Origin of the sequence: Pradoshia sp. D12 (genome assembly GCF_008935075.1) — a bacterium.
Lineage (GTDB): Bacteria > Bacillota > Bacilli > Bacillales > Pradoshiaceae > Pradoshia.
The window spans coordinates 2,360,649-2,384,245 of the sequence record NZ_CP044545.1 but is presented as its reverse complement, the minus strand read 5'-3'; the positions used below and the strand labels follow the sequence as shown (position 1 = coordinate 2,384,245).

Here is a 23,597-nt window from a genome sequence, read left to right as displayed (position 1 = left end):
GGTGTAACTGTATGGAACATAAGAAAACAATCGCTGACTTACAGCAGGAAGTAGATCAATACATAGGGCAATTTAAAGAGGGATACTTCAGTCCGCTTGCCATGACAGCGAGACTTACTGAAGAGCTTGGAGAATTGGCGAGAGAGATTAACCATTATTATGGTGAAAAACCCAAAAAAGAATCTGAAACAGAAAAAGCAATTGAAGAAGAATTAGGAGATGTTTTATTTGTGCTAATTTGTATGGCCAATTCGCTGAATATTGATTTACAGGATGCACATGACAGGGTGATGGAGAAATTCAATTCCAGGGACAAAGACCGTTGGACAAGAAAGGAAGAATGATTGATGATTAATGTCATAATTGCAGGGCCGCGAGGTAAAATGGGGAAAGCAGCAGTAAATTTAGTGATGAATACAGAACATTTTCATTTAGTAGCTGTATTGGATCATAAGAATGATGGGTTGAAACTAAGTGAAATAGATGGATTTACCGGTATAGATGTTCCAATTTATACAGATCATGAAAAATGTTTCTCTGAAGTTAAAGCGGATGTACTGATTGATTTGACCACTCCGGAGTCTGGAAGAATCCATACATTATCAGCATTATCACACCATATCCGTCCGGTTGTTGGAACGACCGGCTTTTCAGATGAAGATTTAAATGAAATCAAAAGAATTTCAAAAGAAAACGGAATTGGGTGTATTATTGCACCGAATTTTGCTGTTGGTGCTGTGTTAATGATGAAATTTGCCAAGCAGGCAGCTAAATATTTTCCGGATGTCGAAATTATTGAATTGCATCACGATCAAAAACTTGATGCTCCTTCAGGAACAGCTATAAAAACAGCACAATTAATTTCTGAAGAAAGACAAATAAAAAAACAGGGACATTTAAATGAAAAAGAAACAATAAAAGGTGCACGTGGTGCAGACTATGAAGGAATGAGAATACATAGTGTACGCTTACCTGGACTTGTTGCGCATCAACAGGTCATGTTCGGCGGAGAAGGTCAGACATTTACTCTAAGACATGATTCATATGATCGAAACTCTTTTATGAGCGGAGTTAAATTGTCGGTGGAAACCGTCATGAATATAGAAGAATTAGTATATGGATTAGAAAATATTATTGATTAAGGAGCACTGTTCCATGAAAATCGCATTGATTGCACATGACAAAAAGAAAGACGACATGATTCGATTTACGCTTGCGTATAAACATATCCTAAAAGAGCATCAGCTTTTTGCTACCGGTACAACGGGAAAGCGAATACAGGATGAAGCAGGCCTGTCAGTTCATCGTTATCAGTCCGGACCACTCGGGGGAGATCAACAAATTGGGGCGATGGTTGCAGTAAATGATATTGATATTATTATTTTCTTCAGAGATCCATTGACTGCGCAGCCGCATGAACCGGATGTGTCCGCTTTAATGCGTTTGGCTGATGTTTATTCCATTCCATTGGCAACTAATATGGGAACGGCTGAAATGTTAATACATGGTTTAGAACGTGGAGACCTTAAATGGAGAAATATTGTTAGGGAAAAGGAGTAATATGCCCACAATGAAGACAGACATACTATGTTTTGGCGCCCATTCCGATGATGTGGAAATCGGAATGGGGGGTACAATAGCAAAATATACAGAATTAGGCCATTCCGTTGTCATCTGTGACTTAACCGAGGCGGAGCTTTCATCGAATGGTACTCCCACAAACAGATTGAAGGAAGCCAAACAGGCAGCTGCTATCTTAGGTGTAAAGGAACGCTTGAATTTAAATATGGGAGATCGGCAATTATATCCCACACCTGAAAACATCTCAAAGATTGTTTCTGTTATAAGAACATACAAGCCTGAAATCATCTTTGTACCCGCTGTTCCTGACCGTCATCCGGATCATGGACATTGTGCAGCTTTGGTCGAAGAGGCTGTCTTTTCTGCTGGTATTAGGAAATATGAGGATGAAAGTAAGTTGGAGGCCCATAAGCCGAAGGATGTTTTTTATTACATGATTAATAGCTTTCATCCGCCCGATTTTTGTGTGGATATCAGCAGTTATTTTCATTGTAAATTATCCAGTTTAAAAAGCTATTCCTCTCAATTTATTAAAACGGATGATGGGGTTGTGACCCCTCTTACAGAAGGATATCTCGAAGCAATCGAAGGCAGAGAGCGGGCATATGGAAGAGAGGCAGGCGTGTTATTTGCAGAAGGATTTAGAACGAAAAAACCTCTCTTACTTGATCAAGATTTGTTAGGTGGAAAGAAATGAAACAGTTAAAAATTGGAATTGTTTGTTATCCTACTGTCGGCGGATCAGGGATTGTTGCGACCGAATTAGGAATTAAGCTGGCGGAGAAGGGACATGAGATTCATTTTATAACATCCAGTGTACCGTTCCGCTTAAAAAAGCGATACTCAAATATATATTTTCACCAAGTTGAAGTTAATCAATATGCTGTTTTTCAATATCCTCCATATACCTTGTCATTGGCCAGCAAGATAGCCGAGGTGGTTAAAATGGAAGAGCTTGATATCATTCATGCCCATTATGCGATGCCGCATGCCGTTTGCGGAATTTTGGCCAAGCAAATGACCTCCTCTGGCCTAAAGGTAGTAACGACTCTCCATGGTACGGATATTACGATACTAGGGTATGATTCTTCTCTGCAGGACATGATTAAGTTCGCTATTGAAAAATCTGATGCTGTTACGGCCGTGTCTCATGAACTTGTTAAAGAGACATATGATTTAATTCAACCGGATCAAGAAATTCAAACGATTTATAATTTTATCGATTATCCGGCGCCTGAACCGGATGCTGGTAACGTGGCTAATTTAAAAGCAGAGCTTGGAATTAAAGAAGATGAAAAAATTGTCATTCACGTCTCGAATTTTCGGAAGGTGAAGCGTGTACCTGATATCATAGACACTTTTGGAGCCGTGGCAGACAAAATACCGAGTAAACTTTTATTAGTAGGCGACGGACCGGAAATGTCTTTTGTAAGTAAAAAAATTAAAGCAATGGGCTTACAGGAGAAAATAATTCTGTTAGGAAAACAGGAAAATCTACAGGAGCTCTATTCCATTAGTGATGTATGTGTCCTTATGTCAGAAAAAGAAAGTTTTGGGTTAGTACTTCTTGAGGCGATGATCTATGGCGTTCCATGTCTTGGAACCAAAATCGGGGGAATTCCTGAGGTTATTGAAGATGGGATTAACGGATACACCATCGAGCTAGGAGATATCGAAGCTGCCTCTATGCGATTGTTGGAATTGCTTGAAAATGATTCGCTGAGAATGAATATGGGTAATAACGCTATTCATAAAATTAAAGATCATTTTCAAACCGAACATATCGTGAATCAATATGAGGACTTGTATTATTCATTATTGAAAAATGGGGAGAAGGACGAATGAACCAGGAATTTATCAGAGCGCGTCCTGTTTTGGATCAGTTAACGGCGAAGGGGTATGAAGCCTATTTTGTTGGTGGAGCCGTTAGGGATACTTTAATGGGGAAGGAAATTGATGATGTGGATATTGCTACCTCCGCCACTCCCGAGCAAGTAAAGGAAATTTTCACCCATACAGTAGACGTTGGTATTGATCATGGAACTGTATTAGTGCTTTATAAAGGAGACTCGTTTGAGATCACGACATTTAGAACAGAATCTGCATATAAAGATTATCGACGGCCAGATTCAGTCATCTTTGTAACCTCTTTGCATGAGGATTTAAAGAGAAGAGATTTTACGATGAATGCAATTGCCATGGACCAGGATGGAAAATTGTATGATCCATTTGATGGAGAAAAAGCTATACATACAAAGGTAATCGAGACGGTTGGTCCGGCGGATGAACGATTTAGTGAGGATGCGCTAAGGATTCTTCGTGCTGTTCGATTTGTAAGCCAGCTAGGGTTTACATTGCATGAAAATACACGATCGGCATTACGGAAAAATGCCGATTTACTCTTACATATAGCACAGGAACGGAAAACAGCTGAGTTTCAAAAAATGGTTCTTGGGCAATATCCAGAAAAAGGGTTAAAAATTGCTGCAGACGAAGGTTTGCTAGCCTATTTTCCGGGTTTTGGTCAATTTGCGGCTCATATAGAGCAGTTTCTTGCACTACCCTTAAACCGTTGTGAATCATTTGAAGAATGGATGGCTTTGATTGCCCTCTTTAATGGTCAGGATCAATCCCTATACAGTCACTGGAAGCTTTCTTCAAGTCAAATGAAAAAAATAGGTCTGTTGATCCGTGAAACGAAGAAAAGAGAGAGTTCCTCATTTACTCCCTATACCATTTATCAGCTTGGCCTTGAAAACACCCTGAGCGTGGAAAGGGTTTGGTCAGTATATCATCATGCGGACCCAGACTACGACGCAATCACTGATCTGCATGCTCGTATGCCAATTCATAAGGAAACTGTTATAGAGGTTTCCGGAAACGACCTGATGAAATGGGCTGATAAACCAGGTGGACCGTGGATTAAGGAGCTTATGCATGAAGTGATTAACGGAATTCTGGATCATAAGGTCCCGAATAAAAAGGAGTTAATTAAACAATGGCTCATTCAAGAGAACAAACTTTAAAGCATGAGATTGCCAAAGCATTTGCGAAAGCTGGAGAGGATTATATATCAGGACAGGCATTAGCTGATTTAGTTGGCTGTTCAAGAGTGGCGATATGGAAGCATATTGACCAGCTGCGTCAGGAAGGCTACGAAATTGAGGCTGTAAAGAAAAAGGGGTATCGGCTCTTGAAAAAATTAGATTCTCTAAGGGCCACTGATATTCTAATGGGGTTACAGACTGAATTTGTAGGACAATCTATATATTCTTATGATACAGTCTCATCCACTCAAGTTGTTGCCAGAGAACTTGCGGGAAGCGGAGCTAAAGATGGTACAGCTGTGATTAGTGATGAACAAACGGAAGGTACAGGGCGATTAAAAAGAAAGTGGCATTCTCCTTCAAATGGAGGGATCTGGTTAAGTATGATTATGAGACCTGATATTCCTCCCTACCATGCCCCTCAGCTCACGTTGTTAACAGCTGTAGCTGTTGTTCAGACACTAAACAAATTTGGTGTGAATGCAGGAATCAAATGGCCAAATGATGTGTTGGTAGAAGGAAGGAAGATTGCGGGAATACTAACAGAGCTTCATGCGGAGTCCGATCAAATTCATCATGTGATTATCGGCATTGGCATGAATATAAACCAGCCCCTTGAATCGTTTCCTGATGAGTTAAAAGAGATCGCTACTTCTGTCTTAATCGAGAAGAAACAAAGAGTAGATCGATCTGAATTTTTACAAAGCTTTTTTAAGAATTTTGAAGATATATATCTACTTTATTTAGAAAAAGGTTTTGAACCAATAAAACAGCTTTGGGAAAAGCTTACCATTACCATTGGGAAGAAGGTCACCGTCCAAAGCCTGCGAGGATCTTTAACTGGCTTGGCAACCGGAATTAATGATGATGGTGTATTGATTATCATGGATGATGAGCAAAAAAGCCATTTGGTTTATTCCGGAGATATAACTGTGCATCAATAATGGACAATATTAAGCGGTTGTTTTTAAAAAAGAAATTAATTGAAAATGAGTTAATATATGGCATATAAAAATGACTGAATGTTATAATTCATAGAAGGGCGGGAGCGGAAACGACCTGCACCTTGTATAGTAGTCATTTTAAATAGATTTATAATTCTGCCTGTATCCAAGAAAGGACCGGGACAGAGGGATAAAAGCTATTATGCCAATCCATCCTTCTGTAATTAGAAGGATTTTTTATTTGGTAAATAGGTTTTTCTCTCCTCGGAATGAAAAGGAGGAAAGAAAAAATGAAATTTGCTGTGGATTTTTTGAAACTAAAAGAAAACAGAGAAAAAATTTCAATGCTGACTGCGTATGATTATCCATCTGCTAAACTGGCAGAACAAGCGGGGGTCGATATGATTCTTGTAGGTGACTCTCTTGGAATGGTTATTTTAGGATATGATTCTACTGTTCCTGTCACTATCGAGGATATGATTCATCATACGAAGGCTGTTAAAAGAGGCGCACCTAACACATTTATCGTGACGGATCTGCCGTTTTTGACGTATCACACAACAAATGAGGAAGCGTTAAAAAATGCTGCAAGACTTATGCAGGAGGCAGGGGCTGATGCGGTCAAAATGGAGGGTGCCGGAGATGTTATTAGCAAAATAAAAGCGATGACAGATGCAGGTATACCGGTAGTGGCGCATTTAGGCTTAACACCGCAATCAGTTGGTGTACTTGGAGGTTATAAAGTCCAGGGTAAAACAAGTGAGGCGGCAATTAAACTTTTGGAGGATGCGAAAAAGTGTGAAGAAGCCGGGGCAATGGCCGTTGTGCTTGAATGTGTACCTTATCAGGTCGCTGAACATATATCGAATGAACTAATAATCCCAACAATCGGGATTGGTGCTGGTAACGGTACGGATGGTCAGGTTCTCGTTTATCATGATGTTTTATTATATGGTGTAGGCAGAGTGGCCAAGTTTGTAAAATCCTATGCTAATCTAAATGATGTGATTGGCTATGCTTTGTCTGAGCATATAAAAGAAGTGAAATCGGGAATTTTTCCGGATCGTGATCACTCATTCACGATGAAGGAAGAAGAACTAGCCTCATTGTATGGAGGAGAAAAATGAAGATTATCAGCCAGATAAACGAACTGCGTGAAGTACTTGATTTAGAGAGGGAAAAGAAACATTCCATCGGATTTGTCCCAACTATGGGATATTTGCATGAAGGACATCTATCACTTATTCAAGAAGCAAGAGAGAAAAATCATGTGGTAGTTATCAGTATATTTGTAAATCCGCTTCAATTTGGTCCTAATGAGGATTTTGATAAATATCCACGCGATATGGAACGGGATGAAGAGCTGGCACGAAATGCAGGGGTGGATTATTTATTTTATCCAACAGTTCAGGAAATGTATGGGGATAAGCAAACCCTGACGGTAAAAGTGCATGAGCGCACCGATGTACTTTGCGGAAAATCCAGACCGGGTCATTTTGATGGAGTGGCGACTGTTCTGACAAAATTATTCACTATTGTCCATCCGACCCGAACTTATTTTGGACTGAAGGATGCTCAACAGGTTGCTGTAGTAGAAGGGATTATCCATGACTTTAATTTCCCGATTGAACTGGTTGGTGTTGAGATTAAGCGTGAAGAGGATGGTCTTGCATTAAGCTCCAGAAACATTAATTTAACAGAGCAGGAAAGAGAAGAAGCTCCATTTATCTATAAAAGTCTTTGCAAAGTGAAAGCTCAGCTGCAAAAAGGTGCCAGTCCCGCGGAAGCGCTTGAAAAGGGGAAAGAGTATTTGCAATCCCATATCAATGGTCAAATCGATTATTTTGAAGGATTATCCTATCCGGACTTGAGTGAGATTACAGAGCATGATCAAAGAATCATCTTTGCAGTGGCGGTTCAATATACGTCTGTTCGTTTAATCGACAACATTATCATAAATTTATAGTCATACAAGGGGGTAAGATTATGTTTCGCAATATGATGAAAGCAAAGCTTCACAGAGCAACAGTTACTGAGGCAAACTTAAACTATGTAGGCAGTATTACAATTGATGAAGATTTATTAGATGCGGTAGATATGCTTCCAAATGAGAAAGTTCAGATTGTAAATAATAATAATGGTGCACGTTTTGAAACATATATCATTCCCGGTAAGAGAGGCAGTGGTGTAATCTGCCTAAATGGAGCTGCTGCCCGTCTAGTTCAGGAAGGTGATAAAATAATCATTATATCCTATGGATTAATAGAAGAAGCTTATGTAAGAAGCCATCGGCCTAAAGTGGCTGTTCTTGATGAGTATAATACAATTGTTGAAATGCTTGGAGCCGAACCAGAGGCAACGATCATTTAATGACTTTGTTAATGAACAAACGCTGATCCCCTTAAATCTTTAAGGGAACCAGCGTTTGTTTTTTATTAACCAATAGTCTTCATTCTTCTTTGATTAATAAGGCTGGTTTTGATATAACAGTAGATAATGGGTAACGATAAATGATATGAAGAGTGTATGATAGGGGACCCAAAAAATAAAATGGAAAATAAGGTGCCATTGTGAATTTTTCCATCAGCTAAACAGAAGCAAGTTAGAGAAGAAGTGAGCAGGTGTTAAATATGAAAAGTAAGTATGTAGTAATCGACTTGGAGACTACAGGTAATAACCCTAAAAATGGTGATCGCATCATTCAAATTGCGGCTAACGTCATTGAAAATGGTGAAATCACATACCAATATTCATCTTACATAAATCCAGGGAGGTCCATCCCTCTATTCATACAGGAATTAACCGGTATTACGGATGCAGACGTGGAGAATGCACCGACATTTAAAGAGTTGGCACCCTACATTATTGGTGTATTGGATGAGGCTGTTTTTGTTGCTCATAACGTATTATTCGATTTGACATTTTTACAGGCTGAATTGGAACGTGTAGGGTATGAGCGTTTTCTTGGATATACCGTAGATACGGTGGAACTAGCAAAAATCGTCAATCCTGGAATGTCGAGTTTTAAACTAGAGGAGTTAGGAAAAGCCTATGGCTTTCTTCATGAGCGGCCACATCAAGCAGACAGTGATGCTTATGTAACGGCTCTTTTGTTTATCGAGTTTTACAAACAATTAAAGAAATTGCCGAAACCTACCATTAAATCATTATACAGATTATCATTTTTATTAAAAAGCGAGCTTAAAGAATTATTGGCTGAGATATTAAATGAATATTCAACGATGAGTGAGCCATGGAGACCAGATCTAGATATTTATCGTGGTATCGCAATTGTTAGGCAGAAATCAATTGAAAGCCTAACACAACAGGAGAATGAAAAAAAACATATTTCTCTTGATGAATCAGCGTTACATAACATATTAAAGAAGAGCTTTAAGAGTCATAACGTTAGTTTAGTAGAAGATGGGACACGGGATTTTACCGGACATATAAAAGCCTTTTATGAATATGCCAATGAAAATCATGTACAGGTAACCATAGCTGCCCATACTAAACATACAGCTGAACAGTTAATGGGTATTTTTCAGAGGGATTATTCTTCTAAAATGATTCAAAATCAAGTTAGCATATTGCATTCTAAGGAGCAGTATTTAAGTTTGCCGAAGTTCGAGCAATCGATGCGGGAAAAACAACAAAATTACGAAAGTACAATCGCAAAAATGCAAATATTAGTCTGGTTAACCATGACAAATACAGGCTGTTTGGAAGAGCTTAATTTATCCTCGGGGGGAAGAGAATATTGGAAGGAAGTAGCCCACCATGCCCATTTGCATCCACGCTTACTTAAGCCGTGGACGGAACGGGACTTCTATTCGAGACAGATGCTGGCTGCTAAGCAGGCAAAGATTATTCTTAGTACTCATGACAGTCTAATTTCGGATATTCAAACAGGGGATTTCTTAAGCGAGTGCCCTAATATAGTACTTGAGGAAGCTAATTATTTTCCATCCTCTGTTCAAAGCGGATTAACGAAAGAGCTGAGCTATGTAGAAGTGAGGAATATCTTGAATAAAATTGGAACTTTGGATAATCGGCAACTATTGAGATCTGTCATATTGCTTTTAAAGGAAAAAACGACCGGTTCATATAATGAAAATCAACTGGCTGTTTTATTGGAAGAAATCGCATGCAGTGTGGAGAGCTTTTATGAGGCATTGTTCACATATGGAATGAAAAGCAAAAAGGATATGGACGGACCTAGAGTGCAATGTAAGCTTGATTTTTCTGAGCTGGAGAATAAAAAATACATGGATCAATTATTAAAAGAAGCCAATGATCTGTATGACTCTCTCGGTTTATTAGTAGTACAATTTCAACAGATCCTTGGTGAGTTGAACCAAGTACCAATTGAAAAATTAAAGCGAAGTCAATTTAACATTATTGATGAATTAACAAAATTATCGGGGGAAATAAATTTAATCCGAGTTACTTTAAATAGGTTTTTTAAGAGTCTGGATACAAATGATGAGGTTTGGGCGAGTTGGAATGTAAAGGGAAATAGAAATTCAGTCCAAATATATGCCCAGCCCTTATCGGTCTCAAAATGGGTTAATCGAAACTTATTAAAGCCGGATAGCCATATTTTATTTATTTCAGATGTCTTGACGGTAGGTGGATCCTTCCATTTTATTTCACAACAATTAGGTGTTCAGGAAAACAAGTTGAGTAGCCTGGTGATCCCCCCGGTAAAAGAGCAATATTTAACGATATTGACTCCATTGAAGGAAAAGTCGGGATATACGCTGATTGATTTTGTGAAAAAGCAACATAAGCCCTTAATCCTTCTTTTTCAATCACAAGAATCATTAAAAACAATATATAATGATATGAAGGGATTAGCAGAATTTACGCACATACAGTTGCAGGCTCAGGGACTATCCTCCGGTTCTGCCATGAAAATGCTGCGAAATCATCTTGCTGTTGACCAATCAATTCTCTTAATGAATTACACTGGCTGGGATCAGGTTTGGCATACTTATAATGGCCGATCAATGATTTTAATGGTTGAGCCTCCAGTCGAAATGAACAGCACGATTCCAGATGAGGATTTAATATCTGAGTTAATCATTAATTTAAGAAGCTTGCTTAATACTTCTCCGAATTATAAAAAAGACAGCAAATGGGTCTTGATCGAGAATGATTTGATTCGGAGTGATAGAAGTATGTTTGAACATGGTCTAAATTACGTAAAGCCAATATACAGGAATATGTAAGGAATTTAATGTTTGGCTCGCTTTTTTAGTAAAGTAAAGCTATTTGCAATTTTATTTTGGTATAATGTGTACGAGAGCGCTACGTTTTGGGAGGACTTACAATGGAGAGTAAGGTAGAGCTATTATCAAGTGTTAAATTGACATACACGAATGATTTATATAAAATCGTTGATTCTTTAAATAAAACGTTGAAAAAAGAGAATTTAATGTTTGGCTTGGCATTAGATAAACAAGATCAACAAACAGCTGTTTTTTCAATATACCGTACATAACTTGAAAGGAAATAGATATGAAAAAAGTAATTTGGAGCATAGTGATTATTATCCTGATTGGCAGTGGCTTTTTTATTCAGGCTATCTATGCTGGTGACAGCACCAGGAAAGACGCTGAAAAGAGTGCAGAAGATATTGCCAGAGAAACAGCTGGAATGACAGAAGTGGATGATTTCTATTTATATAATGGAAATGAGACATGGAGTGTAATAACTGGCAAAACAGCAGATGGCAAAAAAATCGGTGTTTGGGTGCCGGATGATAAGAAAAAGAAAAGCCAGATTATTGCCCTCTCAGAAGGTATTAGTAAAAATAAAGCCATTGCAATCGTGAAAGAAAAAAAGAATGTGAAGAAGATTGTGTCTGCCCATTTGGGAATGGAAAATAATCAACCCTTATGGGAAGTAACCTATAAAAATAATAAAGACCTTTATGGGTATTATTACCTGAATTTCAAAACAGGCAATTTAATACGTAATTACGATAATCTGTAGGATGGAGATGGAACCGGATGAAATTAGCAAAAAGAGTATCAGCATTAACACCATCATCAACACTAGCAATAACAGCCAAAGCAAAAGAGCTTAAAGCCCAAGGTCTGGACATTATTGGACTTGGAGCAGGAGAACCAGATTTCAATACTCCAGCTAACATACTCGAAGCAGCGCAAAAGTCCATGCGGGATGGCCACACAAAATATACACCTTCTGCTGGATTGCAATCCCTGCGCAAGGTTGTCGCAGATAAACTGCAAAAAGATCAAGGACTAACATACAGTAACGGCCAAATTTTTATCGCTTCAGGTGCCAAGCACGCTTTATATACACTTTTTCAGGCAATTTTGGATGAAGAGGATGAAGTGCTGATTCCTACTCCATATTGGGTAAGCTATCCGGAACAAGTTAAATTGGCAGATGGAGTGCCTGTTTATATTGAAGGTAAAGAAGAAAATCAATTTAAGGTAACGCCTTTACAGATTGAAAAAGCAATTACTGAAAAAACGAGAGCGCTTATTATCAATTCACCAAGCAATCCTACCGGTATGATATACACAGCTGAAGAATTACAGGCGATTGGTGAGGTATGTTTAAAACATGATATTATTATAGTTTCAGATGAAATTTATGAGAAATTGGTCTACCACAACCATGAACATGTATCGATAGCAGAGCTTTCCGAAGAGCTTAAGCAGCAAACAATCGTCATTAACGGTGTTTCCAAATCCCATTCTATGACAGGATGGAGAATTGGTTATGCGGCAGGTGACCAAGCGTTAATTAAAGCAATGACGAACTTGGCAAGCCACAGTACGTCCAATCCGACAACGACCGCACAATATGCAACAATTGAAGCCTATACAGGACCGCAAGATCAAGTTGAAATTATGCGAAGTGCGTTTGAACAAAGATTGGATGCTATTTACGATCAATTGCTTGAGATACCGGGATTGACTTGTCTGAAACCTCAGGGGGCATTCTACCTGTTCCCAAATGTCTCAAAAACGGCAGAGATGTGTGGATTTAACAGTGTAGATGATTTTGTAGAAGATCTATTGGAAAATGCTCTGGTAGCCGTAGTTCCCGGTTCTGGCTTTGGTGCACCTGATAATATACGCTTATCGTATGCTATATCGTTAGAAGCACTTCAAGAAGCTGTTAAGCGTATAAAGGAATATGTGATAAATAAATCAGCAACAAAGGCTGAATAAATAGGATTCACAGGGAGGCGGTAAACGAAACGACCCCTTAAGGAAAATTCCTGGATGATCTTAAAGTGGTTTTTTGAGTGAATGGTATTAATTTAAGCCGCTTCATTACCTTACTGACTGATGGTAAATGAGGGGGTTAAGGATTAATTTAAAAAACGAGCAAGCGAGAATGGATGTTTTCTGCAAAGGATCGATGAAATAATGGATTATTTCATGTACAGGTGAAATTTTGTATTTGCTTGTCCATTTTGGTACTTGTATAATGAATAGGGTACATAACCTGGTTTTGTTTAAGCTTTGGAGGGAAAAAATGTGAAATGTACAATTAATGAAGTATATAAATATGTTAATGAAGAAGTTAAGATAGGTGCTTGGATTGCCAATAAACGTTCTTCAGGAAAAATTGCTTTCTTGCAGCTGCGCGATGGTACAGGCTTTATTCAAGGCGTAGTTGTCAAAGCAGAGGTTGATGAAGAATTATTCAATACCGCTAAGAAGATTACTCAGGAAACGTCCGTATGGGTGAAAGGTATTGTTCAGGAGGATGAGCGTTCCCCATTTGGTTACGAACTACTTGTAACAGGACTTGAAGTAATTGCAGAAGCAGTTGACTATCCGATTACACCGAAACAGCATGGCACTGAGTTCCTTATGGATCACAGACATTTATGGCTTCGTTCAAAGCGCCAGCATGCTGTCATGAAAATTCGTAATGAGATCATTCGTGCTACGTATGAATTCTTTAATAAAGAGGGCTTTGTAAAAGTTGACCCGCCGATTCTTACAGGAAGTGCTCCAGAGGGTACTTCAGAATTGTTCGCAACGAAATACTTTGATGAAGATGCTTATCTATCTCAAAGTGGACAATTATATATGGAAGCGGCAGCAATGGCACTTGGGAAAGTATTCTCCTTCGGTCCAACATTCCGTGCTGAGAAATCCAAAACGCGACGTCATTTAATCGAATTCTGGATGATTGAACCAGAGATGGCATTTGTTGAGTTCAATGAGAACTTAGAAGTTCAAGAGCAATATGTTTCCTATATCGTTCAATCTGTACTGGAAAATTGTGTGATTGAGCTGAAAACGCTAGGAAGAGATACTTCCAAATTAGAAAATATCAAAGCACCATTCCCTAGAATTACCTATGATGATGCAATTAAATTCTTGCATGAGAAGGGATTTGATGATATCGAGTGGGGCGATGATTTCGGTGCTCCTCACGAAACAGCAATTGCAGAAAGCTATGATAAGCCTGTGTTTATCACCCATTATCCTACAGGAATTAAGCCGTTCTACATGCAGCCTGCTCCTGACCGTGATGATGTTGTCTTATGTGCAGATTTAATTGCACCGGAAGGCTATGGTGAAATCATTGGTGGATCAGAACGTATCCACGATATGGATCTATTAAAAGCAAGACTTGATGAACATAATTTAAGTATGGATGCTTACAAATGGTATTATGAATTACGTCAATATGGTTCCGTTCCTCATTCTGGCTTCGGTCTTGGGCTAGAGAGAACGGTTGCTTGGATAAGCGGTGTGGAACATGTTCGTGAAACGATTCCATTCCCTCGTCTTTTAAATCGTCTATATCCTTAATAGTCAAATAAAACCTGGCAATTTATTTTATTGTCAGGTTTTATTTTTCCGTACTTCAAAATCAGCATACATGGTATACTAAAAGGTGAGGTGTCGAATTATGACTATAAAAAATCTGTCGAATTGGATTAAGCAGGCGAATGTTGTCATACCCTCTTATTTGTTAAGCAGTTACAAAGAGATGGGATTAAATGAACAAGAGATGATGCTTTTACTACATGTTGAAAACTTTTCGATGAACGGGAATTCATTTCCCACTCCTGCTGAAATCTCTTCTGTAATGAACCTCACTGAAATGGACTGTACTAACCTGCTTAGAAAACTGGTTCAGCATGGTTTCTTAGATATTACAGAGGATGAAAAACCAGGTTATGAGAGCTATTCAATCAAGCCATTATTTGAAAAATTGGCCTATCATTATTTAAAAGAAGCTAAGCAAACCGACTTTGAAGAGAAAGTAATTAAGAGTGAATCCTTATATACCGTATTTGAAAAGGAATTTGGCCGGCCCTTATCACCCTTTGAGGGTGAAACATTAACGATGTGGCTGGATGAGGATCAGCATTCACCTGATTTGGTTAAGGCTGCTCTTAAAGAAGCCGTTATCTCCGGAAAGCTCAGTTTCAGATATATAGATCGTATTTTGTTCGATTGGAAGAAACACAGTATCAAAACGTTGGAACAAGCCAAGGCGTATAGTGAACGCTTCAGAAGCTACACGAAAAAAAGTCCTGCTAAAACTGTTCCCGTTGCTAAAGAGTTGCCATTATATAATTGGCTAGAATAGACTTTAATCGATAGACCAGGATAGATCCTTTTATCCGGTCTTTTTATTCGCGAAAAATAAAGAATAAAGGGAGGGGGATTTAGATGCTTACCAATACACAAATTCGTTATTGTCTCGACGAAATGGCAAGAATGTTTCCTGAGGCCCATTGCGAATTAAATCATTCCAATCCATTCGAATTAACCGTGGCGGTAGTATTATCGGCACAATGTACGGATGCTTTGGTGAATAAAGTAACGAAAAATCTCTTTCAAAAATATAAAAAACCAGAGGATTTCCTTTCTGTACCGCTTAGTGAATTGGAAAATGATATTCGTTCAATTGGTTTATACAGAAATAAAGCGAAAAATATTCAGAAGTTATCGCAGATTATTCTGGAAAAATACAATGGGGTAGTTCCGAATGACCGGGATTTATTAGTTGAGCTTCCCGGAGTAGGGAGAAAGACAGCGAATGTGGTTGTTTCAGTAGCGTATGGAACACCTGCAATCGCTGTGGATACACACGTGGAGAGAGTAAGTAAAAGGCTTGGTATATGCAGGTGGAAGGACTCCGTCTTAGAGGTTGAAAAAACGCTGATGAGAAGAATCCCAGAGGAAGAATGGTCGATTACCCATCACCGATTAATTTTCTTTGGTAGATACCATTGCAAAGCTCAATCGCCAAAATGTGAGGAGTGTCCTATGCTTCTACTGTGCCGTGAAGGGAAAAAAAGAATGAAAGCAGCAGGAAAAGGAAAATGAATATTCCAGAATTAAATCTTGAACCTTTTAATTTTGAGTACAATCAACTTGATAAAAATGATTTTTTGAGATGGAATAACGATATTTTCAATCTTGGTTTTCCTTATGAGTATTATTATTATAAAGGCGATAATCTGTACAGGCCCTGGGAGGATTTCTCTGTTATAAGGGAGCAGCTGACGGATGAATGGGCGGAAATCGTTCGACAGTTGGAAATAATGTTCGCTAACAGAGAAAAGCAGGAAATTAAACCATATATGTTAAAAGGAATCGTACTGTTTATATCTTTCATGTATTGGTCGAATCAAGTACCTGTAAATTTATGCGGCTTCCCTGCATGTCTAAAGGAATTAAAGGGGAAACCAGTTAATGTGGAAGAGCGTTTGCCCTTTATATTGGCAAGACCGTACTTTTATCCAAGCTTTATGCAATTAAAAAGCTTAATGGAAGAGCAAATCAAGATTGCGGCCAAAATGGCAGCTTTAAATAAGTATACATGAAGGAGAATGAAAAAAGAGATCGGACTATTAAGTCCGATCTCTTTTTTTGTTTTAGGCAATTTTACGTATATGTCTAGGCATTTCTTGAATAGCAGGTGGAATCAGATAGGAAGTTTCGTCAGGCTGGGAAGTACTATTACTTCTCGCAGCAGGCTGTTCTTGCCCATCCTCATCCTGTGGTTCTGGCTGGCCTTCACCAGGGTTAGTACCTTCGCCAGGATTGGTGCCTTCACCAGGGTTAGTTCCTTCACCAGGGTTAGTTCCTTCGCCAGGGTTGGTGCCTTCGCCAGGGTTAGTACCTTCGCCAGGATTAGTACCTTCTTCAGGATTGTTACCTTCATTCGGATCTTCTTCATTACCTGTGCCATTGTCTGGGTTAGGTTGGTTTGGATCCTCTGTATTGTCCTCAGTCGGCTCTTCAGGCTGTTCTTCCTCCTCTGGAGCAGCTTCAGGAATAGAAACAGATGTAGATGCTGAGTCACTCTCCTGGCCGTCTACAGTAGCTGTTACATAGAACGTATACTTTTTCCCGGCTTCTGGAGCATCGAGACTAAAGGAAGTTTCCTTTGTAGTGGTTAACGTTTGTCTGTCTCCGCCATCCACGACAACCTGAACATTAAATTCTGCGTCATTAGAAGAATCATATTTCCAGCTCACGTTTATTCGATTAGATGCTTCATCAAAAGCAGCGTTGAGACCAGAAGGCGCATTTGGTTTTGTATATTTTTCTGATGTTTTAGTAGGTTCATGTCCCTTTACAAAGTACTCATATACAATTTGATCACTTGGTGTATATTCACTTGCTTTAGCGTTTGTTCCTTTTTCAAGGGCAACTTTGACAACGGAACTTGGCTGTTTGAAATTATCAGTTGTCACATTCTCAGACATTTTGCCCATCATTGTTTTAAAGATTTTTGCGGCTATTTTTGTTTCCTGCTTACTCATCGGATTTTTTAATTGTTGATCATAGCCCGTCCAAACAGACATGGTGTAATTCGTTGTATATCCAATAAACCACGCATCCGGTGAACTGCTCTTACTGATATTATATTTTGCACGGTCTTCTGCAGAGTAGTTTGTTGTTCCTGTTTTTGCTGCAATGTGAAGACCTGGAATATTGGCTGCAGTTCCTGTACCTTTAGTCACAACATCCTGCAAAATGTTTGTAATCATAAAGGCTGTATAATCCTTCATGGCAATTTGTGGTTCCGGTGCCGTTTCAATAACAGTATCATTGTCTCTTAGAACTACTTTTTTTACGACATGCGGTTTATTATAGATACCCTCGTTACCAAATGCAGCATAGGCACCTGCCATTTGTAGAGGGGATGCTGCTTTGTCTACACCGCCGATTGCGGATGCTTCGTAAATTTCCCCAAAGTCAACACCTAATTTTTTTGCAAATTTACCAGCTTGATCTTCACCAACCTCTTGGAGTGTTTTAACTGCAGGGACGTTAAGTGATTTATAAAGCGCCTCACGAATCGTTACATTCCCTTTATAGGTACCCGTTGCACTACCAATTGATTGTCCGGAACTATATTTATATGGTTCATCTTTAATAATATGAGCAGTCGACCATTTCAAATATTCAATTGCTGGACCGTAATCAAGAATTGGTTTAATGGTTGAACCCGGCTGCCTTGTTTTTAAATCTGTTGCATAGTTAAAGCCACGGGCTACTTCTTGGTTTCTTCCACCGCCCATTGCGTTGATTTCTCCGGTCTTTGTATCCATAAAGACCGTACCAGCCTGGAATTTATCATTCGGGTAGTCGATATATTTATCGCTATTCAGTATTTCCTCCATTAGTTCCTGTGCATCAGGATCGATGGACGTATATACCTGAAGGCCATCTGTGTATATATTGTAGTCTCCAATTTCTTCCACTTCATCGATGACTTGATCAACAATAGCATTATATTTTGTGTTTGTTGTTTTCTCGCGTTTTTCTTCTGGTACTAAGCTATCTTCAACACTTTCGGCTTGCGCTTTTTCGTGTTCTTCCGCAGTGATGAAACCTGCTTTTTCCATTAGTTTAAGTACGATGTTTCTTCGTTTTTCCGCTTTTTCCGGATACGTAAACGGGTTGTAATTATTTGGGCTTTGCGGCATACCTGCCAGCGTGGCAGCTTCAGATAAGGTAAGCTCATTCAATTCTTTGCCAAAGTACAGCTTGGATGCTGTGGAAAACCCATGGACTCCGGATGACATATATACTTTGTTAACATACATTTCAAAAATTTGTTCTTTAGAATATTTTTGCTCAAGTTGAAAAGCAAGGTACATTTCCTGTACTTTACGTTTAATCGTTTTTTCTGATTTAAGGAAAGAGTTTTTCACTACCTGCTGGGTAATGGTGCTACCTCCCTGAGAGCCGAAGCCGCCTGTTATGTTTCCAATTAAAGCTCCGCCAACGCGAATAATATCAATTCCATGATGTTTATAAAAACGCACATCTTCAGTTGCCAGGATGGCATTTTCCATCAATTTAGGAACATCCTTATAATCGACGTAATCTCTTGTTTCTGAGCCTACTTCTGTATATATATCTCCGTTTTTATCATAGATTTTCGAAGAAATAGGATCAATCAGGGCGCTGTCATCAATCTCAGGAGCTGTGACAGCCCAGTATGCAAAAACTCCTCCAACTGAAATACCTGCAATAATAAATAGTGCAGCTAAAACAATTAAGGTTCTTTTTAATAATGATTTTGATTGTTTCTTTTGTTTTTTATTTCTTTTGGAATTTGCATATTTTCTTTTTTCTGTCCTTGTTTTATATTGATCTGACATTGTGTTACATACCTTCCTTTCAGGATAAAGGACCATTTAAAATAGTTGGGTACCATATTTTTTGTCAATTATCTTAATATAGTCAATTCTTGGTGAAAACCCAAGCGGAATCACTTCACCTGTATGTTCAATATCCTTTTTTGGTATAGATTTTCTACCGCCAGATAGCATCTCTTCCCAATAATAGATCAGTGTCTCAGCCGGTAAATAGTAAATTTCCTCTGTTACACTGAAGCGCATAATAATAAAGGCTATCCCACCATGTTTAATGATATTGCGCATATGGACAATTTGGTGTTCATGAAAATTCTTTAAAGGGAAAGAGGTTGTTTGTCTGGTTTCCTTCGCTTCAAAGTCAATGTATCTGCCTTTATATACACCATTATAATCCGTTGTGGAGGCTTGCTTAAAATAGGCTTCTTTTATGACTGCAGCGCTCCTCTTAGGATAAGACACATTAACAATCTGAACGGGTGTTGGCTTTTTGTGAACAATTGCGATGTTATTCTCTATATAATAAAGATTTGTTTCGTTTAAGTCATCCTCCAATGTCATTCCCCGATTAGAATAATTCACTTTTTTCTGTTTCAGTACTTTGCTGCCGGTTTTCGCAATCGGGTTATATTGTTTTCCATTAGGATATTTTATAGACATAGTATCCCTCCAAGCCCATCCTTATCATAACAAAAATAGCATCAAAATTGTAAAATTCATTATTACTTACATAGAAAGTTTAAATAATTAGTACAGATACTCATTTATGTAATTTTATTATAAGATAAACGTGTATTTCTCTTTCAATAAATACTAAATTGATAGAATGTAAACGAAACTAAGGCACTTCGAAGTTTATAATAAATTGGCTGGATTCGTCAAAGGTACTTTTTAGATAAAAAGGTTAGAGTATATGATTATATAGAAGAATGTTATCGAGGTCATCTTTTAAGCGACATAAGTGAAAGAGAATAATAAAAAGCCGGAGAATATAAAATCCTCCGGCTATTAAGTAAGTGGTAGCTAATGTTTTAAGTTGATGGTTTATCTGGACCATCTAGTTTTGGATTGCCTGTATGCTTGCTGGATGCGTTATTGCTTTTCTTTTTTTTCTCTTGAGCAGCTGATGTATTTTTCTTCATGACTACACCTCCTATTCATTAGGTTGTCTATGTTTAGAGAGTTTATGCAAGTTGTCGAAGGAAGCATTTACGTGCGCCGTCTCTGTTTTCTTTGCCGATACTCTTCTAGTTTTGTCGTCTATGAAGGGATTGAAATAGTTAAATCGAAACCTTAAGTGTATAAGAATGAGGAAAGGGTGAGGTGCATGAGTTCCAAAGAAAATATCATCACATTGCTAAGGGAATTGGAGCAGGAAATAATAGCCCTTGAGGAAGAAATAATTAGAAAAACAGATAATGAAGTAAATGATACAATAGCCGAGTTCACGTATACAATCAAAACTGAAGCCAGGAAGATTGATATGGATATGGCAGATATTCAAATTAAAATGAATAATTTTATTGATGATTACAAACATGATACACAACTGTCTATATTGAAATTGGCTCATTTAACGTAAAATACAAGATAGTATCATTTTTTCGGAAATTCTGTTTAGATTAGGTAAAAAGAACAAGGGTGTAATGTAAATGAAAGATAACTTTTATCAAAAGACAATCGATTTGATAGAAATCGTTAAAGATGCTGAAAAAATCTATAGAGAAGCACGCGAAACGGAAGAGCGTGCAGATTTCCACACTGTGATTAAGCCGTTTGCCGACCATACTAAGCAGCTGGCAGATGAATGGCTTATTGAGGCTGAGCAATGGGTAGCTGATAAAAGACCTAAATATCTATCCCTCATGCAGATTAAGAATACCCATAATAATGTTTTACAAGTTTCTGTCCATTGTTACTTTCCGGAGTCAAGCAAGTCGAGATTCATTAAACATTGCAATGCAGCTTTGTTTGTACTCGAACAGATTCGGATGGAAGAAGTGAACGGGGAGTAACGGTATAGCACCCAATCCCAGATGCTGCATACTGTATAAGTATATAGTTAGAGCGGAGGGAGAGTTATGCTTAAACCACTTCTTGAGAAGAAAGCTAGAAGGCGTAATGGTGATTTTAATCCTTATTATGGAATGCCGGCTGCATCCCGCTTGCCTCCATATGAATATCGAAACATCTATCCGGCTGGAACTGGGGCTCCTCAAGTTCAACCACAGGGTAGTTGGGGGCCGGAGAGCATTCAGCAACAACAATTGAATCCTTTTGAAGGAAACCTTGCTTACCAACCCTACTATCCTAACCAAATGTATCAACAGCCATCCTTTAATCCATACTATATGGAGCAATATCCAGGAAGTATGCCAATGTCAGGCGGTATGATGGAGGATCAACATTTTTACGGCTATCCGCAGCAGGAAATGCCGAATCAATACCCAAAAGAACAGGTGAATCCATTTCAAAACCCATTATACTCTAAGGATGAAGATTTTTATCCTTTACAGCAGATGAATACAGCTATTACTAATCCATATCCTAAACAAAGCTTTATGCAAAAAAATCAGGGCAGTAATTTTTCATCGGTTCTTAATCAATTTAAAACACAGGAAGGCAGTATCGATTTTAATAAAATGATTGATACTGCGGGAATGATGTTAAATTCAATGAATCAGGTATCCAATTTAGTAAAAGGTGTAGGTTCTATATTTAAAGTAACCACATAAAAAACTGCCGGTTATAGATCGGCAGTTTTTTATTTATCGGATAGATATGCGTTTCTTTTTTGATTTGGGGACTTTGACTGTTAATAAGCCATTTTCGTGGCTAGCCTCAATTTGTTCTTCGTCAATTGGGTAATGGAATGTAAAGCTTCTCGATTTCTTTTGTTTTTCTGTAGCATAGATTTGATCGCCTTTATTTACTTTTCGTACAGTTTCATATGATATTGTTAATTTACTACCCGATATATCAATTTCAATGTAATTTTTGTCGACACCTGCGATAGGAGCTTGAATAATATAATGGGTTTCTGTTTCTTCCCATTCAACGGGAAAGCTTGCAAACATTTTTTGGTTCTGGAAAAAATCATCCATAGACTGTAATAGTCCGCTCCTTGTGTTCTCGGTTAACAAATCATCCATTTGTGAAATGAAGTTACGGAGCGGTTCAAATGCACCATTCTTCTTGTTTTGAGCCATATATTCTCCTCCTCTGATGATTCTATCTTTAGCATATGCAGGCTATTCTTAATTGTTAAATAATTAGGGTGATAAAGGAGTACGATGTAAACGAAGATATCATAGTCATTTGGCTATATAATGGCGGTTTTGCTTTATATTTAAGCAATGTTATAACAGGAGGGATAATGGTAAAATGAATGGGTAAATATAGAGAAAGTTTTAGAAGTTGAGCTTGTCTCTTTTTAATATCGAATCATACATACATGTAAAAGACTCCACCCTGAACGTAGAAAATATGCGGGGACGGATCTTTAGATTTAATTATCATTAAATGAAAAGGTGTGGAAGTAAATGGAGAATAATCTTGTGAAATTAGCTTTTAAGGAAGAAGGCGCTGGAAAGCCTATTATCTTACTGCATGGTTTTTGCGGAAGCAAGGATTACTGGGAAAAAGTGATTCCTTATTTAAGGAAATTCTACCGAGTAATTGCTGTTGATGTAAGAGGTCATGGCGAAACAGATACTACAAAGATTGGATACGATATTCATGATATGGCAGAGGATTTGTATAATTTCTTTATTGAACATGATTTAAAGGATGCTTATCTATTTGGTCATTCAATGGGAGGATATATTACCCTTGACTTTGTGGATCACCATCCCGATCTTATCAGCGGATATGGACTCATTCATTCCACTGCATTACCAGATTCCCCTGAAGCAAAGAAAAAACGGTCAGCAGGTGTCTCTACAGTAGAAGAACAGGGAGTTTCCTTTTTCGTTAAGGATCTGATCCCTAAATTGCTGTCAAAAGAAACAAGGGAAAACGAACAAGAGATGCTGAAAACTTTGTATGATATTGGCGTTGAAACGAGACCAACAGGCATCATCGGTGCTTTAAAGGCTATGAAAAATCGTGAAGATAAGAATTATGTGCTGCAAAGGAACGATATCCCAGCTCTTCTCGTAGCCGGTGCAAGAGATGAGGTTGTACCGATAGAGAAAGTATTTACTGTGAGCGGAGAGCATATTACACAAATAGTTATTGATAAAGCCGGGCACATGGGAATATTTGAGACCCCGGAGCAAGTATCCACGGCTATTACCTCATTCATAGAAAAAGTGAATCAATAATTGGAAGGTCGTATCTTGAAAAAGATGCGACTTTTTCCTTTTCAAGGGAACGTTCATTCGG

At 38.3% G+C, this 23,597-nt stretch carries 25 protein-coding genes; 22 read left to right on the top strand and 3 right to left on the bottom strand.

Annotated features, from left to right (window positions below; genetic code table 11):
* Positions 1-11: 11 nt before the first annotated feature.
* From F7984_RS11405 to F7984_RS11320, 18 genes are all read left to right on the top strand, one after another.
* Entirely contained in the window at positions 12-344 is a 333-nt protein-coding gene (locus F7984_RS11405; protein WP_066107409.1) for a nucleotide pyrophosphohydrolase, read from the top strand.
* Positions 345-347: 3 nt separating this feature from the next.
* Complete coding sequence (dapB, locus tag F7984_RS11400; protein WP_066107408.1) at positions 348-1,142, top strand: 4-hydroxy-tetrahydrodipicolinate reductase; 795 nt, start codon at positions 348-350, stop codon at positions 1,140-1,142.
* A 13-nt stretch (positions 1,143-1,155) separates the two neighbouring features.
* Positions 1,156-1,560, top strand: coding sequence for a methylglyoxal synthase (gene mgsA / locus F7984_RS11395; protein ID WP_066107405.1), 405 nt, complete (start codon positions 1,156-1,158; stop codon positions 1,558-1,560).
* A gap of 10 nt (positions 1,561-1,570) precedes the next feature.
* Entirely contained in the window at positions 1,571-2,278 is a 708-nt protein-coding gene (gene bshB1, locus F7984_RS11390) for a bacillithiol biosynthesis deacetylase BshB1 (protein WP_140461591.1), read from the top strand.
* On the top strand, positions 2,275-3,426 hold the full coding sequence (gene bshA / locus F7984_RS11385; protein WP_140461590.1) for an N-acetyl-alpha-D-glucosaminyl L-malate synthase BshA: 1,152 nt from the start codon (positions 2,275-2,277) through the stop codon (positions 3,424-3,426). The genes bshB1 and bshA overlap by 4 nt, the downstream gene beginning before the upstream one ends.
* Positions 3,423-4,607 carry a CCA tRNA nucleotidyltransferase gene (locus F7984_RS11380; RefSeq protein WP_066107396.1) on the top strand — a complete coding sequence of 395 codons (1,185 nt, stop codon included), beginning with the start codon at positions 3,423-3,425 and terminating at the stop codon, positions 4,605-4,607. Before bshA ends, F7984_RS11380 begins: the two co-directional genes overlap by 4 nt.
* Positions 4,580-5,572 (top strand): biotin--[acetyl-CoA-carboxylase] ligase, encoded by a 993-nt coding sequence (locus tag F7984_RS11375; RefSeq protein ID WP_066107394.1) that lies wholly within the window; start codon positions 4,580-4,582, stop codon positions 5,570-5,572. Before F7984_RS11380 ends, F7984_RS11375 begins: the two co-directional genes overlap by 28 nt.
* A gap of 290 nt (positions 5,573-5,862) precedes the next feature.
* A complete protein-coding gene (gene panB, locus F7984_RS11370) occupies positions 5,863-6,699 on the top strand; it encodes a 3-methyl-2-oxobutanoate hydroxymethyltransferase (RefSeq protein WP_066107390.1) in 837 nt (278 codons plus the stop codon).
* A complete protein-coding gene (panC, locus tag F7984_RS11365; RefSeq protein WP_139891743.1) occupies positions 6,696-7,538 on the top strand; it encodes a pantoate--beta-alanine ligase in 843 nt (280 codons plus the stop codon). The genes panB and panC overlap by 4 nt, the downstream gene beginning before the upstream one ends.
* 20 nt (positions 7,539-7,558) lie before the next feature.
* Entirely contained in the window at positions 7,559-7,942 is a 384-nt protein-coding gene (panD, locus tag F7984_RS11360; RefSeq protein WP_066107385.1) for an aspartate 1-decarboxylase, read from the top strand.
* A 260-nt stretch (positions 7,943-8,202) separates the two neighbouring features.
* Positions 8,203-10,806 (top strand): exonuclease domain-containing protein, encoded by a 2,604-nt coding sequence (locus F7984_RS11355; RefSeq protein ID WP_140461589.1) that lies wholly within the window; start codon positions 8,203-8,205, stop codon positions 10,804-10,806.
* 101 nt (positions 10,807-10,907) lie between these two features.
* Positions 10,908-11,078 (top strand): YpmA family protein, encoded by a 171-nt coding sequence (locus F7984_RS11350; RefSeq protein WP_066107380.1) that lies wholly within the window; start codon positions 10,908-10,910, stop codon positions 11,076-11,078.
* Between the two features lie 17 nt (positions 11,079-11,095).
* A complete protein-coding gene (locus F7984_RS11345; RefSeq protein WP_066107378.1) occupies positions 11,096-11,572 on the top strand; it encodes a cell wall elongation regulator TseB-like domain-containing protein in 477 nt (158 codons plus the stop codon).
* 17 nt (positions 11,573-11,589) lie between these two features.
* Complete coding sequence (locus F7984_RS11340; RefSeq protein ID WP_140461588.1) at positions 11,590-12,786, top strand: pyridoxal phosphate-dependent aminotransferase; 1,197 nt, start codon at positions 11,590-11,592, stop codon at positions 12,784-12,786.
* Positions 12,787-13,098: 312 nt separating this feature from the next.
* A complete protein-coding gene (asnS, locus tag F7984_RS11335) occupies positions 13,099-14,391 on the top strand; it encodes an asparagine--tRNA ligase (RefSeq protein ID WP_066107371.1) in 1,293 nt (430 codons plus the stop codon).
* A gap of 100 nt (positions 14,392-14,491) precedes the next feature.
* Complete coding sequence (locus tag F7984_RS11330) at positions 14,492-15,178, top strand: DnaD domain-containing protein (protein WP_066107369.1); 687 nt, start codon at positions 14,492-14,494, stop codon at positions 15,176-15,178.
* An 83-nt stretch (positions 15,179-15,261) separates the two neighbouring features.
* Positions 15,262-15,921 carry an endonuclease III gene (gene nth, locus F7984_RS11325; RefSeq protein ID WP_066107366.1) on the top strand — a complete coding sequence of 220 codons (660 nt, stop codon included), beginning with the start codon at positions 15,262-15,264 and terminating at the stop codon, positions 15,919-15,921.
* Positions 15,918-16,421, top strand: coding sequence for a YpoC family protein (locus tag F7984_RS11320; RefSeq protein WP_140461587.1), 504 nt, complete (start codon positions 15,918-15,920; stop codon positions 16,419-16,421). Before nth ends, F7984_RS11320 begins: the two co-directional genes overlap by 4 nt.
* A gap of 51 nt (positions 16,422-16,472) precedes the next feature.
* On the opposite strand, the gene F7984_RS11315 is transcribed toward F7984_RS11320, so the two are convergent.
* A complete protein-coding gene (locus F7984_RS11315; RefSeq protein WP_219847588.1) occupies positions 16,473-19,217 on the bottom strand; it encodes a PBP1A family penicillin-binding protein in 2,745 nt (914 codons plus the stop codon).
* A gap of 36 nt (positions 19,218-19,253) precedes the next feature.
* The gene (gene recU / locus F7984_RS11310; RefSeq protein WP_066107357.1) at positions 19,254-19,871 is read right to left on the bottom strand and encodes a Holliday junction resolvase RecU; all 618 of its coding nucleotides are present in this window, start codon (positions 19,869-19,871) and stop codon (positions 19,254-19,256) included.
* A 667-nt stretch (positions 19,872-20,538) separates the two neighbouring features.
* On the opposite strand from recU, the gene F7984_RS11305 reads away from it, so the two are divergent.
* The 3 genes from F7984_RS11305 to F7984_RS19395 all read left to right on the top strand — a co-directional run bounded on the left by F7984_RS11305 (position 20,539) and on the right by F7984_RS19395 (position 21,946).
* On the top strand, positions 20,539-20,793 hold the full coding sequence (locus F7984_RS11305) for a hypothetical protein (RefSeq protein ID WP_066107354.1): 255 nt from the start codon (positions 20,539-20,541) through the stop codon (positions 20,791-20,793).
* A 70-nt stretch (positions 20,794-20,863) separates the two neighbouring features.
* The gene (locus F7984_RS11300; RefSeq protein WP_066107351.1) at positions 20,864-21,226 is read left to right on the top strand and encodes a YppE family protein; all 363 of its coding nucleotides are present in this window, start codon (positions 20,864-20,866) and stop codon (positions 21,224-21,226) included.
* A gap of 66 nt (positions 21,227-21,292) precedes the next feature.
* Positions 21,293-21,946 carry a YppG family protein gene (locus tag F7984_RS19395; protein WP_225983585.1) on the top strand — a complete coding sequence of 218 codons (654 nt, stop codon included), beginning with the start codon at positions 21,293-21,295 and terminating at the stop codon, positions 21,944-21,946.
* A gap of 33 nt (positions 21,947-21,979) precedes the next feature.
* Here the strand turns inward: F7984_RS19395 and F7984_RS11290 are convergent, their stop codons facing one another.
* Complete coding sequence (locus tag F7984_RS11290) at positions 21,980-22,420, bottom strand: Hsp20/alpha crystallin family protein (RefSeq protein ID WP_066107346.1); 441 nt, start codon at positions 22,418-22,420, stop codon at positions 21,980-21,982.
* Positions 22,421-22,753: 333 nt separating this feature from the next.
* Between F7984_RS11290 and F7984_RS11285 the strand changes: the two genes are divergently transcribed.
* Positions 22,754-23,536 carry an alpha/beta fold hydrolase gene (locus F7984_RS11285; protein ID WP_066107345.1) on the top strand — a complete coding sequence of 261 codons (783 nt, stop codon included), beginning with the start codon at positions 22,754-22,756 and terminating at the stop codon, positions 23,534-23,536.
* Positions 23,537-23,597: the final 61 nt, after the last annotated feature.